Origin of the sequence: Nitrincola tapanii, from assembly GCF_008368715.1 — a bacterium.
Lineage (GTDB): Bacteria > Pseudomonadota > Gammaproteobacteria > Pseudomonadales > Balneatricaceae > Nitrincola > Nitrincola tapanii.
This window is the reverse complement of the sequence record NZ_SMRS01000003.1, coordinates 278,176-293,655: the sequence shown is the minus strand read 5'-3', so window position 1 is coordinate 293,655 and position 15,480 is coordinate 278,176. Positions and strand designations below refer to the sequence as shown.

General features: G+C 51.5%; 13 protein-coding genes. 5 read left to right on the top strand and 8 right to left on the bottom strand.

Annotated features, from left to right (window positions below; all coding sequences use genetic code 11):
- Positions 1–15: 15 nt before the first annotated feature.
- The 4 genes from E1H14_RS05735 (at position 16) to E1H14_RS05720 (ending at position 4,555) form a co-directional block, all read left to right on the top strand.
- Positions 16–804, top strand: coding sequence for a hypothetical protein (locus E1H14_RS05735; RefSeq protein WP_149390486.1), 789 nt, complete (start codon positions 16–18; stop codon positions 802–804).
- On the top strand, positions 804–2,156 hold the full coding sequence (locus E1H14_RS05730; RefSeq protein WP_149390485.1) for an AmpG family muropeptide MFS transporter: 1,353 nt from the start codon (positions 804–806) through the stop codon (positions 2,154–2,156). The genes E1H14_RS05735 and E1H14_RS05730 overlap by 1 nt, the downstream gene beginning before the upstream one ends.
- Complete coding sequence (locus tag E1H14_RS05725) at positions 2,157–3,392, top strand: anion transporter (RefSeq protein ID WP_149390484.1); 1,236 nt, start codon at positions 2,157–2,159, stop codon at positions 3,390–3,392.
- Positions 3,393–3,514: 122 nt separating this feature from the next.
- Positions 3,515–4,555 (top strand): sulfate ABC transporter substrate-binding protein, encoded by a 1,041-nt coding sequence (locus E1H14_RS05720; protein WP_149390483.1) that lies wholly within the window; start codon positions 3,515–3,517, stop codon positions 4,553–4,555.
- 8 nt (positions 4,556–4,563) lie between these two features.
- On the opposite strand, the gene E1H14_RS05715 is transcribed toward E1H14_RS05720, so the two are convergent.
- From E1H14_RS05715 to E1H14_RS05685, 7 genes are all read right to left on the bottom strand, one after another.
- A complete protein-coding gene (locus E1H14_RS05715; RefSeq protein WP_149390482.1) occupies positions 4,564–5,310 on the bottom strand; it encodes a Rossmann-fold NAD(P)-binding domain-containing protein in 747 nt (248 codons plus the stop codon).
- 143 nt (positions 5,311–5,453) lie between these two features.
- Positions 5,454–6,467, bottom strand: coding sequence for a dihydroorotate dehydrogenase-like protein (locus E1H14_RS05710; RefSeq protein ID WP_149390481.1), 1,014 nt, complete (start codon positions 6,465–6,467; stop codon positions 5,454–5,456).
- Positions 6,451–10,062: a pyruvate:ferredoxin (flavodoxin) oxidoreductase gene (gene nifJ / locus E1H14_RS05705; RefSeq protein ID WP_149390480.1), complete on the bottom strand. Its 3,612-nt coding sequence runs from the start codon at positions 10,060–10,062 to the stop codon at positions 6,451–6,453. The genes E1H14_RS05710 and nifJ overlap by 17 nt, the downstream gene beginning before the upstream one ends.
- A 90-nt stretch (positions 10,063–10,152) precedes the next feature.
- Positions 10,153–10,968 (bottom strand): ABC transporter permease, encoded by an 816-nt coding sequence (locus tag E1H14_RS05700; RefSeq protein WP_327436775.1) that lies wholly within the window; start codon positions 10,966–10,968, stop codon positions 10,153–10,155.
- Positions 10,969–10,971: 3 nt separating this feature from the next.
- Positions 10,972–11,652, bottom strand: coding sequence for an ABC transporter permease (locus tag E1H14_RS05695; protein ID WP_235017393.1), 681 nt, complete (start codon positions 11,650–11,652; stop codon positions 10,972–10,974).
- 7 nt (positions 11,653–11,659) lie between these two features.
- The gene (locus E1H14_RS05690) at positions 11,660–12,421 is read right to left on the bottom strand and encodes an ABC transporter substrate-binding protein (RefSeq protein WP_149390478.1); all 762 of its coding nucleotides are present in this window, start codon (positions 12,419–12,421) and stop codon (positions 11,660–11,662) included.
- 48 nt (positions 12,422–12,469) lie between these two features.
- Entirely contained in the window at positions 12,470–13,261 is a 792-nt protein-coding gene (locus tag E1H14_RS05685) for an ABC transporter ATP-binding protein (RefSeq protein WP_149390477.1), read from the bottom strand.
- Positions 13,262–13,391: 130 nt separating this feature from the next.
- Between E1H14_RS05685 and E1H14_RS05680 the strand changes: the two genes are divergently transcribed.
- Positions 13,392–14,219 carry a CvfB family protein gene (locus E1H14_RS05680; RefSeq protein WP_235017392.1) on the top strand — a complete coding sequence of 276 codons (828 nt, stop codon included), beginning with the start codon at positions 13,392–13,394 and terminating at the stop codon, positions 14,217–14,219.
- Between the two features lie 93 nt (positions 14,220–14,312).
- Here E1H14_RS05680 and E1H14_RS05675 read toward each other — a convergent pair whose 3' ends face one another.
- Positions 14,313–15,431: a hypothetical protein gene (locus tag E1H14_RS05675; RefSeq protein WP_149390475.1), complete on the bottom strand. Its 1,119-nt coding sequence runs from the start codon at positions 15,429–15,431 to the stop codon at positions 14,313–14,315.
- Positions 15,432–15,480 lie beyond the last annotated feature (49 nt).

Sequence of the window (15,480 nt, the reverse complement as noted above, 5' to 3'; positions counted from 1 at the left end):
GTTTAGGCTGGGGTTATGTCATCTGATCTGCTTTTTCGTTGTCGTGAAATTCAGCGCTTTTTAAAAGCTATTATCTTGAGTGCGCCGGGACGGCGTATTCTTTGGCGTCATCTGTTGAATAGCCTCGTCTTAACAGCGATGATTCTAAGTGGTTTGTTAGTGGCTTTTTTTGGCTTTTTTGAAGGCTTCCTGCCGCGTCGCCGGACTCTGCTGGCGTGCTTTTCTGCGCTCTATACCTTTCTAGTCATTATGCCTCTGGCGACCATGCCGTTTTTTTCGTTTAAGGATTTGTTTGATCGGCTTGCTCAGCGCTGTATGCGGCGGCGTTTATTTTATGATCTTAGCCAGCATGTGTTTTATCGTACCCATCGTAATGGGCAGATCTCCTTACATCTGGCGAAAGCACACAGTTTGCTGGCGGAAAAGCATCATCTGTTAAGTGATACCGCAGGGCGCACACGTAATATCAGTCGCCATTTAGCAGGTTCTTTGGCGCGCTCAATACGTGAAGCCGTGCATCTGTCTAGGCAGCTGGTTGGAAGTGGAAAACTTAAACCAGATCAAAAGATTACCGGAGCAACTTACAGTTATTTATTCGGTGCGGCGAAAAGCAAACTGGGCTTAAAGCGCTGTCAGCCCTCGGGTTGGTCGGGTTGGTTAAGTGGTGTGTTTTATCGCTATGGTGCTTTGCACGCGGTGTTTATGTATTTTGTGATTCATGATCAACTGCCCCCTGAATTTGATCCGGTCTACTTTATGGCGCAAGTCAGTGATGTGATCGGAGAAGGATCTAAATCCTCCTAATGTATTCTTTTCCTTTTTTATCGGCGCTGGGCCGTGCCTTAGCGCCTTATCGTGATCGTCGAATGCTTACGCTCTTGGCGTTGGGCTTTTCCAGTGGTTTACCGGCACCTTTGGTGTTCTCCAATCTGTCGATCTGGCTGCGCGATGAAGGGGTCAGCCGTACTGATATAGGTCTTTTTGCTCTGGCGGCCACACCCTATGCGATCAACTTTCTTTGGGCACCTTTAATTGATCGTTTACGCCTTCCCTACCTGACGGCGCGTTTAGGGCGGCGACGCAGTTGGGCCTTGCTGATGCAAAGCTTTTTAATCCTGGCCATTTTGGTTTTATCCTTCGCCCAGCCCTCACAACAGCTTTGGATGATGGCTTTGGCGGTACTGTTTGTGACCTTTATTTCGGCGACCCAAGATATCGTGATTGATGCCTACCGCATCGAGATCCTAGAGCCTGAGAAATACGGCAGTGGTTCGGCGGTGGGGATTTGGGGTTGGCATCTAGGCGGGACGCTGGTGGGTGGAGCGGGTGGCCTGTATCTGGCACAAGCGCTAGGTTGGAATATGGCGTATCTACTGCTCGCGACCGGTGTGCTCATTGGTATGACGGCGGTGCTCTTAAGCCCCGAGCCTCAGGTGCCTGCTTCACAGGTGCATGCGCAAGAAACCGCCAAGGCCGATCGTTATTTGCAAGACAAGGGGCTATCTTTACGGCTCAGACCTCTGGTGGTTTGGTGTTATGTCACACTAGTGGCCCCTCTTTGGGATTTTACGCGCCGTCAGGGCTGGTTACTGATTCTGATTTTTATCTTTGTCTTTAAGCTGGGGGATGCGCTGCTGGGTCGTATGTCAGGCGTATTTTACCGGGAGCTCGGCTTTTCTTTGGGTGAAATCGCTGAGGTGGCTAAAGTCTACGGATTGACGGCAAACCTGATCGGTATCGTCGTTGGGGGGGTGTTGGTGGCGCGGATCGGTTTGCTGCGAGCGCTGTTTCTCTCAGGGTTTGCGACGGCAGCGACCAACCTCACCTATTCTTGGTTAGCGGTTTCCGGTCAATCAACGGCGGTATTTATCTTTGCGGTGGCTTCAGACAGCTTTACCACCGGCTTGGTGACCGTGGCGCTGGTGGCTTATCTCTCTTCGCTCTGTAATACGGCTTACACAGCCACGCAATATGCCCTATTGGCATCCTTGGCGAATCTGGCGCGTATCTGGTTTTCCGCATCGAGCGGCATGATGGTGGATGCGTTAGACGGTGACTGGGGGCTGTTTTTCCTTCTCTGTGCGTTGATTGCTTTGTTAGGTTTGCCTTTGCTCTACTGGATTATGAAACGTTATCCGGAGTCGGGGCGCGCTTAGTTGGATCTCTTGCTGATTGCGATTTTCAGTCTGATGTATCTTGGCATGGCGTTAGGGCGCGTGCCTGGACTAAAGCTGGACCGCACGGGGATTGTGCTCCTGGCGGTTGTCGCTCTGTTGCTGACTCAACGGATTGAAAGCGCAGAGATGGGGCAGTGGGTGGATCTGCCGACCTTGATTCTATTAATGGGGCTGATGGTGATCTCCGCACAATTTGCCCTCGCTGGAGTGTATACACGCATCACCTGGCGTTTGATGATTACACCCTTGTCGCCGCAACTCCTCTTGGGATGGGTGATTGGGGTGGCGGCTGTATTTTCGGCATTTCTGGCAAACGATATCACGGCCTTTGCGATGGCGCCCATGATTGCGCAAGGTGTGCGTGATCGGGGTTTAGATCCGCGACCCTTCTTGATCGGTTTGGCTTGTGCCTGTAACACCGGCAGTGCCGCAACCTTAATCGGTAATCCGCAGAATATTCTAATTGCACAGAGTCAGGGGCTGGATTTCTGGAGTTTCGTTTGGGTCTGTGCGCCCGTTGCATGGGTGGCGACCTTACTGGTTTGGGCAGTCGTCGGTTGGACTTGGCGCGATACGTTAGCGGCAGCGCCCTCTACACCCACTTTACGGAGTTTAAAAGCACCGGAGATGGCGAGTTGGCAAGCAGCTAAGGGATCTATGGCGTTAGTGATGTTGCTGGTACTTTTCTCGACTCAATTGGAGAAGGAGATCAGTGCTTTGGCCATTGCGGGGGTGTTATTGCTCAGTCGTGTGCAATCCAGTCGTGAGATGCTCTCAGCCGTAGATTGGCATCTTTTGCTCTTATTTGCATGTTTATTTATCGTCACCGGCAGTATGGCGGCTTCGGGGGCTTCTGAGCAGTTGTTGCAGGGCGTGCAGAATCTATCGGGATCGGTAGAGCAGCTAAGCAGTTTGACTTGGATTCTGCTGGTGAGTAGTAACAGCATCGGTAACGTGCCTGCGGTCATGCTCCTACTGGATTGGATTCCCGAGCAATCCAGTGCGGTCTATTATGCGATGGCACTGCTTTCTACGCTGGCCGGTAACTTTTTATTGATCGGCAGTTTGGCGAATATCATTGTCGCAGAACGTGCGGCCAGCCAAGGGGTGCATTTAAGTCTGGCCGATCACGCACGTTGTGGTATCCCGATTACTCTTCTCTCTCTATTGGTGGCGGTGCTTTGGTTGCTCATGACGACTGAGCTAAGTTGGTGAGAGCGTCTTAATCTGGCTTCAATCAATAGATCTGAAAATTATATTAATAATTAAATCAATTCTTTTAAATTATATAAAAAGCTGTCTAAGATGCGCTCCATTGCTTTTATGGAGTTGAGTCTATGTTACCCCTTAGATCCTTACTGATTCTTGCCCTGATCTCTAGCCTTTGGAGCCTGAGCGCCCAGGCGCGTGATGTCGATCTGTTGCACGTCTCCTATGATCCTACTCGAGAGTTTTACCAAGCTTATAACACTCTATTCGCTGAACACTGGCGGGCAGAAAAGGGTGAATCTGTGCGCGTGCGCATGTCACACGGTGGCTCAGGTCGCCAAGCTTTATCGGTGATTCAAGGTTTGCCTGCCGATATCGTCAGTTTGGCTTTGGCGTATGATATCGACATGATCGCTCAGCAATCCCGCCGCTTGCCTGCGACTTGGCAGCAAAATCTGCCTGAAGCGTCTGCGCCTTATCATTCCACCGTTGTGTTCTTAGTGCGCAAAGGCAACCCTAAACAGATCCATGACTGGTCAGATCTGATTCAAGAGGGCGTGGAAATCATCACCCCTAACCCTAAAACCTCAGGGGGCGCTCGTTGGAATTATCTGGCTGCTTGGGGGTTTGCGCTGCAGCAGGAAGTGGGGGATTTGACTCAGTGGCAGAGTTTAGATCTGCACACGCGCCAGCAAGCGGAACTGCAAGCGGAAGCCTTTGTACGTCAGCTGTATCAGCAAGTGCTGGTGATGGATACCGGCGCCCGCGCAGCAACCAATAGTTTTGTCGATCGTGGTTTAGGCGATGTGCTCTTAGCTTGGGAAAACGAAGCCTTAATGGCTTTAGAACAGCTCGAATCCGGTGAGTTTGAGCTTGTGTATCCTAGTCTGTCGATTCGTGCCGAACCCCCGGTCGCCGTGGTGAGCCGGAATGCAGAGCGCCGTGGCACTGAAGTGATCGCTCAGGCGTATCTGGAATACCTTTATTCTGAAGCGGCGCAAACCTTAATCGCTCAATACCATTTTCGTTCACAGACAAACCTTGCCGGCACAGACTTTCCGCAATTGACGCTGTTTCGCTTAGAGCAACTTTACCCTTCATGGCAAGACGCACACCAGGCGCATTTTGCTTCCGGTGCGCGCTTTGATCGTTTGAGTCGTCCTCAATAAGAGGACGTTTACCAGGGCAGTTCTTGACCGTCCCAATTCCAGAAGCGCCCTGAGTTCTCAGGCGTTAACTGGTTCAGTTGTTGGGCCAAACAGAGGGCGGCTTGCTCAGGTGTTTTAAGTTGCTGATCCGGCACACGGCTCTGAAAAGGGCGCGATAGCGCGCTATCGGTGGTGCCGGGATGGTAAGCGCCCAGACTACAGAGGGGAAAGCGCCGCTGCCACTCAATCGAGGCGGTTTTGATCAGCATATTTAATGCCGCTTTGCTGGCGCGGTAGGCATACCAACCCCCCAAGCGATTATCTTGAATACTGCCGACTTTGGCAGAAAGAATCAGACATTGCAGGGCATCCTGTCGTTTCATGCGGCCTGCGAGAAAGGCCAAAAGCTGTAAGCTGATCTCGGTATTGGCTTGCAGGCTCAAGCGCCAGCTTTGTAGATTCAACTCCTCTAGACGCTTCTCCGGTTGTATTTGATCATTACTTAACAAGCCATTGGTGACCACAATTTGCTCGGGCAGGGGTAGGTTGTCGAGTAACGCTAGCCATTGAGGCTCATGCCAGTGTTCGATCCGATGCCAATGTAGCACTGGGGCTGAACAGGGGCTTGGGTAGGGATCTGTATGGAGATTTGCGTGGGGATCTGCATAGGAAGCTGGGCGAGTTGAGAGCAGGTGTACGCTTTGACCTTGAGCCTGTGCATGTTGAGCCAGTGCTTGGGCAATGCTGCCACCACCGAGAATCCAGATACTAGACATGTTTAAGCCTTAATCAGAAGTGTGTTGTTCTTTGTTTACGCACCTCGGTCTGAAAACGATTGTTTGGCCTGACTTTTAGGTTGTCTCTGGGATTGAAGGTGCTATGTGGCACCTCCAGTATGAGGCCGTTAAGCCGAGACGGTTTAGTAGTCTGCTCGACTCAGGAGTTGGACATAGCTGGCACGTTCATAGAGTGAGGGATCATCACTGTGATGATGCGAGAGAACACCGCGCGCCTGTTCTAGCGTGTCGTAAGGACTCATCTCTAACCACTGCTCTAAGCCCTGGCGTAGAGTCTTGAGTGCTTGTGGGCCTTGTTTCAAAAGTAGGCTGCACAGATGCACCACATCCGCTCCGGCGAGTATGAATTTGACGGCATCTTCCGAGCTATGCACACCGCCCGTTCCGGCCAGGCTTAAGCCAGTTTTTCCATAGAGAATGCCTAACCAACGCATCGGTAAGAGGGTATCGACTGAGGTAGAGAGGTGCAGACTCGAGCTGACGCGTAAGCTATCGGGGTCAATATCGGGTTGATAAAACCGATTAAACAGCGCGACTCCTTGTATACCGGTCTGTTCCAGTTGTACGACAAAGTGAGCTAAGGCCGAGAAGAAGGGTGAAAGTTTCACGACAATGGGTAATTGAATGGTGTGGCGTAAAGCACGAATCAGATCCAGATAGCCGGCCTCAACCTGCTCAGCCGTTAGGTGTGGATCGGCTGCCAAGGCATAGATATTGAGCTCGAGTGCATCGGCACCGGCTTCTTCAATCAAACGCGCATTTTCAATCCAACCATCGCGTGAAATGCCGTTTAAACTGGCAATCACCGGGATGTTTAGGCGTTGTTTTAAGCGTTGGATCTGTTCAAGGTAGGCTTCCAGAGCATGCGTGGGTTGACGATGAAGAGGTAAAAAATGCGAAGCCTCACTATGCCCAAGATCGCGTTCGTGCAGAAGTTGGATATGACGTTGATGCGCAGAATCCAACTCTTCTTCAAATAAAGAGTAGAGTACTAGGGCGCTGGCACCGGCATCCTCAAGCTGATAGCAGAGATCCAGATTTTTGCTCAAGGGAGATGCAGAGGGCACCAGCGGGTGCTCAAGTTGAAAACCCAAATATTGGCTGCTCAGTGGGGTGGATTTAGCCTTCTGAGTCATGGGGTTTACCCTCCTTCGCGGCAGGAGCATCCAGCTCACTGAGTTGTTGGTAATGATGATAGTGGGCACGCGCTTCTTTTTGTGAGTGCTCAAGAAAATGTTCAGCCGCGGCTTCATGGCTGCGCCAGAGCATATTGAAGCGCGTTTCACTGGCGGTAAACTCACGGTAGGCCAAATTCGGTGGTTTGCTATCCAGTTGTAAAGGATTTAAGCCTTTTTCTAAACGTCTTGGATCGTAGCGGAAGAGTGGCCAGTGTCCGCTGCGTACAGCACGATCCTGCATCTGATGGTTAAAAGCTAAATCATTACCCCAGGCGATACAGGGTGAGTAGGCGATGATCAAAGCAGGGCCCGGGAAGGTTTCGGCTTCTAAAAAGGTTTTGAGGGTGTGTAAATCTTTAGCGCCATAGGCCACCTGCGCAACATACACACCCTCGTAAGTCATCGCGATCTGGGCCAGATCTTTTTTGGCACTGGCTTTGCCGCCCGCCGAGAATTTCGCCACGGCCCCCCGTGGTGTTGCTTTTGAGGTTTGTCCGCCGGTATTGGAATAGACCTCGGTATCCAGCACCAAAATGTTGACCTTCTCACCTGAGGCCAATACATGATCCAAGCCTCCAAAGCCTATGTCATAAGCCCAGCCATCACCACCGATAATCCAGACACTGCGAGCGAGTAGATCCTCGGCACAGTGCAGTAATGATTGAGCCTCGGGATGATCGGGCCGATCTCGGAGTGATTGCTGTAATGCCTCCAGGGCTTGGCGTTGGGTAGAGTGTTCGGCTTCATCCAAGGGTTCGTTGAAGAGAGGTGCAAGATCCAGTTCGGGGAGTTCGCTACGTAAAGCCTGCAGCCGTTGGCGTGCCAGATCACGTCTTTGATTAATCGCTAAACGCATCCCCAAACCAAACTCGGCATTATCCTCAAACAGAGAGTTGTTCCAAGCCGGGCCACGCCCAGCAAGGGTTTGGCTCCAGGGTGTGGTGGGGAGGTTGCCGCCATAAATGGAGGAGCATCCGGTCGCGTTAGCAATTACCATGCGCTCACCAAAGAGCTGGCTGGCCAGACGTAAATAGGGAGTCTCACCGCAACCTGAGCAAGCGCCGGAGAATTCAAACAGTGGCTGAGTCAGCATCGCTTCTTTAATCACATCGAGTCGTAACTCACGGCGATCAACTTCGGGTAGGCTTAAAAAATACTCCCAGTTGTGTTTTTCCATCTCCAACAGGGGGGCTAAAGGTTGCATGTTTAAAGCACGACGTCCGGGTTGAGTTTTATCCTTGATCGGACAAATTTCGACGCAGAGGCCGCAACCGGTGCAATCTTCCGGGGCGACTTGATAGCTGATTTTCCAATCCTTCGACATCTCTTTATGGTTAAAATCAGCGTAAAGAAAAGAGTCCGGTGCCTGCTCTAGATGCTCTGAGGTAAATATTTTGCTGCGAATAGCGCTGTGTGGGCACACGAGCGGACATTTCCCACACTGGATACAAAGATCTTGATCCCACTGCGGAATCTCCAGCGCTAAGCCGCGTTTTTCCCATTGTGCGGTCGCACTGGGCCAGGTGCCATCGCAGGGGATTTGGCTGACCGGAATACGATCACCTAACCCAGCCAGCAGTTTTGCACTCACCTGTTGTACAAACTCAGGCGCTTGAGGACTTAAAGCCCAAGGCTGAGTAGTCGGCGTGGTTTGGGACAGCGGGCCGCTGGGTTTGGCTAGAGGCGATAAGCGCAATAAGGCTTGGTCGATGGCGGCGGCGTTTTGTTCAATTAATGCCTGTCCTTTGCCACCATAGGTTTCAACGGCGGCTTGTTTCATGGCGATCAGGGCTTGATCCAGCGGTAACAGCTGCGTGATCGCAAAAAAACAAGATTGCATGATGGTGTTGATACGCCGCCCCATGCCGAGCTCTTCAGCGAGGGCATAAGCATCGATGACGTAACACTGAATCTCTTTTTCCAGCAGTTGTTGCTGCATCGCCTCGGAAAACGAATCCCAGATCGCCTCGGGCGGCAGGGCGCTGTTGAGTAAAAACACAGCCCCCTGAGCGGCATAGATCAGCGGATCAAAACGTTTTAATAAATGACTCTGATGGCAGGCAACAAAACGTGCTTCGCCTGGCTGAATTAAGTAGGCCGAGAGAATGGGTTGGGGGCTAAAGCGCAGATGAGAGATGGTGACCGCACCGGATTTTTTCGAATCATAGACAAAATAACCCTGAACATGCAGAGCGCTGTGATCGCCGATGATTTTGATCGAGTTTTTATTAGCACTGACAGTGCCATCGGAGCCTAAACCATAGAAGATCGCAGCGGTTGCCTGTTGGCTGGCTTGAGTTCGAAAATCTGTCTCCCAGTCTAAAGAGAGATGGCTGACATCATCATAAATCCCGATACTAAAAGGATGTTGAGGTTCGGGTTTATCCAGCTCATCAAAGACGGCTTTTACCATGCCTGGCGTGAACTCTTTTGAGGAGAGTCCATAACGTCCGCCAATAATACGAGGGAGAGTTGCAAAGTGAGGTTGGCGCGATTGCTGATCCTGTGCCACTAGACTCTGTATGTCGAGAAAGAGCGGCTCGCCCAGGCTGCCCGGTTCTTTACAGCGATCCAGAACGGCGATGCGCCGCACCGTTTTCGGGATCACGGCCAGTAAACTTGCGGCATCCAGAGGGCGGAACATACGCACAGCAAGTAGACCACAACGTCGGCCCTGCTGCTGCAAGTCCGGCAGCGTTTCTTGTACGGTTTGCACGGCGGATCCCATCAAGACGATTAAGGCATCGGCATCCGGGCTGCCATAATATTCATAGGCTTGATAGCTGCGCCCGGTGGTTTGGGCAAACGCCTGCATGACCTGCTCTAGGTGAGGTGCAAACGCAGTGTAAAAAGGATTAACACTTTCCCGACCTTGAAAATACACATCGGGATTCTGCGAGGTGCCGCGTATGACCGGATGCTCTGGGTTCAAAGCACGTGCACGATGAGCTTGAATGGCTTCTTCATCCAACAGTGTTTGCATCGTCTGGGCTGACACCAGTTCAATCTTGCTGACTTCGTGCGAGGTGCGAAAGCCATCAAAAAAGTGCAGTACGGGAATACGCGATTTTAGGGACACTGCTTGGGCAATGAGTGCCATATCCTGCACTTCTTGTACGCTGTTAGCGGCAAGAATCGCAAAACCGGTAGCACGTGCGGCCATCACATCGCTGTGATCACAGAAAATCGATAAGGCTTGAGCGGCGAGGGAGCGCGCCGCGATATGAAAGACGGTTGGACTCAGCTCACCAGCAATCTTATACATATTCGGTAGCATGAGCAGAAGGCCTTGAGAGGCGGTAAAAGTGGTGGCGAGTGCGCCGAGTTGTAGTGCACCATGCAAGGCACCTGCCGCACCGGCTTCACTTTGCATCTCAATAATGCGGGGAACCTGCCCCCAAAGATTCGTTTGACCTTCTGCAGACCAAGCATCGGCCAACTCCCCCATCACGGAGGCGGGTGTGATCGGATAAATCGCGATGATTTCATTGCAGGCGTGTGCGATACGGGCAGCAGCTTCACTGCCATCGAGAGTCAGGGTGATCGGATCCATAATCGCCATCCTAAGCGGTTAAACTTCCTTAACCTTAGATCTGCCCTGGTTAATCTGCCAACTTATTCGAATAAGGCTTGATCTAGATCCCTATTTCACCTGTTGTTCAAGATGTTCATCACGCAATTGCGCATCGAGTTTTTTTACAGAAAGATGTGTGGCGTGCTGATGTGCGTTATATACGCGCTCAAGTAAGCGAAACGCACCGATCAGTAAGGCGGTCATGAGTAAATAGAGTAACCCGGCCAGTAAGAAAAATTCGAGGCTTAAGTAGGTACGAGCGATGGCACCTCGGGTGGCACCCATCAAATCCATCAACGTGATGGTCGAAGCCAGCGCACTGCCTTTCAGCATGAGAATCACTTCATTGCCATACGCGGGCAGGATAATGCCAAACGCACGCGGCAACACCACAGACTGATACTGCTGACGTCGACTCATGCCCAGAGCTTGAGCTGCTTCCAGTTCGCCTACAGGCACCGCCTGAATGGCCCCGCGAAAGAGTTCAGCAATATAAGCAGAGGTGTTCAGCGTAAACGCGATAATCGCGCACCAGTAAGGCTGGGAAAGCACGTCCGTCCATAACCACCCGAGATTCCTAAGGCTCTCAAATTGTGAAAGGCCGTAGTAAACCAAAAAGATTTGTACCAGCAGGGGGGTACCACGGAAAAAGAAGATATAAGCGTAGGCCAGCATCCAGAGTCCGGGCGAGCGTGCAATCCGCATCAGCGCAAGCGGGATGGCCAGCAGAAAACCGGCAATACCGGATAGAATCACCAGCTGCAGTGTCACCCAAACACCGTCCATCAGGCGCGGTAGGTAACGAGCATAGGCGTCCCAAGGCTCTTGTCCCTGGGTTAGGGTGAGGAGCCATTCGGAAAGAGCCAATATCCATTCACCTAGCATAGGTTAACTCTCTGCATGTCGTTGCCAGGGTCGATTGGCACGTATTTCCATCCAGCGCAACACCTGCATACTGATAATAGTCAGGAGCAGATAGATACCGGCGGCGACCAGATAAAAGGTAAAGGGCAGCTTAGTGAAGCCAGCGGCCACATAGGCTTGGCGCATGAGATCATCGAGGCCGATGACAGAAACCAGCGCCGTATCCTTCAGTAACACTAAGAATAGATTGCCCAATCCAGGCAGCGCAATGCGCCAAAGCTGGGGCAGCTGGATATGATAAAAACTTTGCCAAGGGGTTAGACCGAGGGCTTGAGCCGCCTCTTTTTGGCCTTTAGGCATCTCCTGTAAGGCGCTGCGAAAGACTTCAGTTGCATAGGCACCAAAGGCGATGGAAAGCGCTGTGACACCGGCCGCAAAGGCACTGATCTCGACATAAACATCAAACACGCGCAAGAGCAACTCGGTGAGACCAAAATAGATGATCAGCACCAAGAGAAGTTCCGGAATGCCACGGATTAAGGTGGTATATAGGCTGGCCACCCAACGTAAAGGGGCCAGCGTGGAAAGCTTGGCGGCGGCACCTAAAAGACCCAGCAGTATGCCAAACAGTAAGCTGGTCAGCGCAAGTTGCAAGGTAATCCAGGTGCCTGCCAGGAGCAGGTGGCCAAAACCCTGTAGATCCATCACTTAATCAGTAGATATCAAAAGGAAAGTATTTGGCGTTGATTTCGGCATAGGTGCCATCTTCACGGATCGCTTGAATCGCGGCATTAAAGCGCTCTTTTAAAGCTTGGTCCTGCTGGCGGACGGCGATCGCGACCTTGTCATCAATATCAATATCTTCGCCTTTGAATGCAAAATTGGCACCGGCCTCAGTTTGCATCCAATCGTAGGCGGGGAGTTTATCACTTAATAGGCCATCCAGACGGCCCGCCGCCAGGTCAAGATAGGCGTTGTCCTGTGTATCGTAGAGACGAATATTGGCGATCTTACCAAACTGATCTTCCAGATACTGACCGGCGATGGTTGCTCTTTGTGCACCGAGGTTTTTGCCTTTTAGTGCTTCAGGATCTAGGGTGAGGTCACTGCCTTGCGCGGCCACAAGTGCTAGAACATTGGAGTAGTAGGGATCGGTAAAGGCGACAACACGCTCACGCTCTTCCGTAATCGACATGGAGGCGATGATGGCATCATAACGACGCGCGCGTAATGCGGGAATGATGCCATCCCAATCCTGAGTCACGATTTCACACTCGGCCTGCATTTTTTCGCAGAGTGCCAGGGCAATATCGACATCAAAGCCTCCCGGCTGACCGCTACTGTCAATAAAGTTAAAGGGTGCATAGGCACCCTCTGTAGCAATACGGATTTTATCGGCCATAGCATTCGGCGCCAATAAACTGGCAGAGGCTAGGATAAGAGCTGCACTCAGAAATTTTTTAGACCCACGCATAGAATCACCTCATTTCATTGAATGGCCCGGTCATCTTTAATAGCAAACTCAGCGATGACTGGAGATAAATTCCCGGCAACGTTCCGATGTCGGGTGATTAAAGACCTCATCCGGAGATCCGAACTCTTCAACACGTCCTTGATGTAAAAATAAAATATGGGAGGACACATCACGAGCAAAGCGCATCTCGTGGGTCACGATTAGCATGGTGCGTCCTTCTTCCGCCAAACCCTGCATTACACTCAAGACCTCATTGACCAGTTCAGGATCGAGGGCGGATGTCGGTTCATCAAACAACAACACATCAGGTTCCATGGCCAGCGTGCGGGCAATGGCAATGCGTTGTTGTTGTCCACCTGACAGCATGCTGGGGTAGGCCTTGGCTTTATCCGCCAGGCCCACACGCTCAAGTAAAGCTAGGGCGCGTTCACGGGCTTGTTGGCGCGAGAGCTTTAACACCTGAATCGGAGCGAGTTGAATGTTTTCCAAAACGGTCATATGTGGCCAGAGATTAAAGTTTTGAAAGACAAACCCCATACGTGCACGCATGTTTTCCAGTTCGCGGCGATTTTTGACCTCTAACTCACCGGCGGAGTTAAGGCTGAGATTGAGTGCCTGACCGCCCAAGCGTATTTCGCCTTGATTGGGTTTTTCCAACAGATTCAAACAGCGTAAAAAGGTGGATTTGCCTGAGCCGCTGGAGCCGAGAATAGAGATGACATTGCCTTCTGCTGCGGTAAGCGAGATGCCTTTTAAAACCTCATGTGCGCCATAACGCTTGTGAAGATCATGCACCTCTAGGGCGCAGGGCTTAGGTTGAGTGGATTGGGAAGCGCTCATCGGCATGGGCTGTCTTCTGATATTGCTGATTTCATCAGAGAGTAATCGTTTTTATACAAGTCTGTAAACGAAAAATGCTTGGGAGTTGTGCTAGTCTAGGCAAGGTTATCCAGTAGGAGTAGAAGCTTTGGTGCAGTTAGGTCGTTTTAATACGCTGAGCGTGATACGCCAGGTTGAATTTGGTGTGTACTTAGACGGTGGAAAGCTCGGTGGCATCCTTTTACCCAGCTCAGAAGTGCCGACAGACTGTGAGCTGGGCGATGATCTTTACGTCTTTGTCTATCTCGACAGTCACGATATGCCGGTGGCGACGCTGAAAAAGCCCTACATTCAATTGGGTGAGTTTGCACGCTTAAGAGTGTCTCAAACCAACGATATTGGCGCATTTCTGGACTGGGGGTTGCCCAAGGAGTTGTTTTTACCCTTTGCGCAGCAGCCGCAGAAGGTTGAAGCGGGCCAGCGCGTGACGGTGTTTGCGTATCTCGATAACTCTGGGCGTTTGGCTGCGTCGGCTAAGCTGGATCGTCATTTTGATAAAACGCCTTGTACTTTGGCGCCAGGGAGCGAGGTGGATCTATTCGCTTGGCGTCCGACAGAGCTAGGTTATCAGATGATCGTGAATCATCGTTGGCCGGCTATGTTGCATCGTCAAGATCAGGTACAAAATCTGCATGCAGGTCAAAGTGTTAAAGGCTATATCAAGACTTTGCGTGAAGATGGTAAGTTAGATGTGATGCTACACCCCCCCGGCTATGGGCGGGTTCATAGTGTGAGTGATCAGTTGCTTGAGTATTTGCAGCAGCATCAAGGCTTTTGTCCACTGCACGATAAGAGTGACCCGGAAGAGATCAAACGTGTCTTTGGTGTCAGCAAAAAAGCATTCAAGATGGCGATAGGTCAGCTGCTTAAGCAGGGCAAGCTGGTGCAGGATGAGCAGGGCTTACATCTGCGCGGCTAAAAATCCGGTGCGTCGAGCTTGGTGCCAGCAGGACGCAAACCCCTGCACCGAAAAGTCAGCTAGGGGAAGCCTAGGCTTCCCCTAATCTTTAGATTACTCGCGCTTTAATAAGAACCAGGCATCGGCATAATCACTAATATGGCGATTGGCTGCGTGATAGTCCTCCCAGCCATGGTAATAACCACTGAGCCAGTCGAGTTGATAGAGGTTGTCATGGAAAGCCCCTCCGGTATCCGCCAGGATATTCAGACGATAAGTAGGCTGTCCGGCTTCCTCCGTGCGTAGCAGAATCAAGCGCCCCAGGCCGAGTTGAAACAGATCCCCTGCAACCGTGACCTGTGGTTTGATGGGGATTTTGTAGTCCGCATCCTTGCCATACCCTAAGACGCCGGGTACCTCTTTAAAGTACCAGTAGCGCTCCTGTTCTTCCGGTTTACGCGTGCGATCATAGGCAATACCATTATTGCGATGCACATTAAAATATTGACGCAAGCCATTGTTTTCAATGACTGCTGTTCCTTGAAGTAAAGCCCCTTCCAGATCGGCGCGCGACAGCCAGGTTAAAGCGGGTGCGAGAGGCGTTGGGTGATTTAAAGCCCCTTTTAAAATCGTTTGTTTGCCAAAACGATAGCGTGTGATCTGATCTTTTAAGCGATCCGCTTCCTCCAAACTCAGGTGAGCTTCATCAAAGGGTAAGCCATAAAGTGCATGAGGCTGTGATGGGCTAGGTTGAGTCGCGCCCTGTGCTTTACGGACATAGTATTTGGTGAGCAAGATCCGTTCAGCGGGTAGACGCTGCAGGAGCGGCTTGTCGGCACTCAGGCTTTGGGCTTTGGCTTGATCTGGATGCCAGCGTACGCGTTCAAAAGCCTGTTCGATAAAGGCAGGATCGGCTAAGCGTGAAGGGCGCCCTTGCTGACGGTCTTCTTGTTGGATTTGGCAAATAAACGCGAGAGTCCGCTGAATGCGAGCCGGTGATACTTGAATGTTAGTCAGTTTGCCACCGTGAATGGCTTCCGGATCATAATTTTCTCCCTGCGCCAGATATGCTGAGGTTGCCTGTGCCACACTACAGAGATCGGCAGACTGGTCTACCCAGCGTCCGGCGGGTAAGGGCGTGTCCTGTGTGATAAAAGTGGGCGCTGCCCAGGCGGCACTGCTGAGCGCACAGGTGAGCAGATAAACGGGGAGTTGGGTGATGTTTCGCAGCATACGAGATTGACCCTAAGCATCGATAAAGAAACGCACTATAGCGACTTTC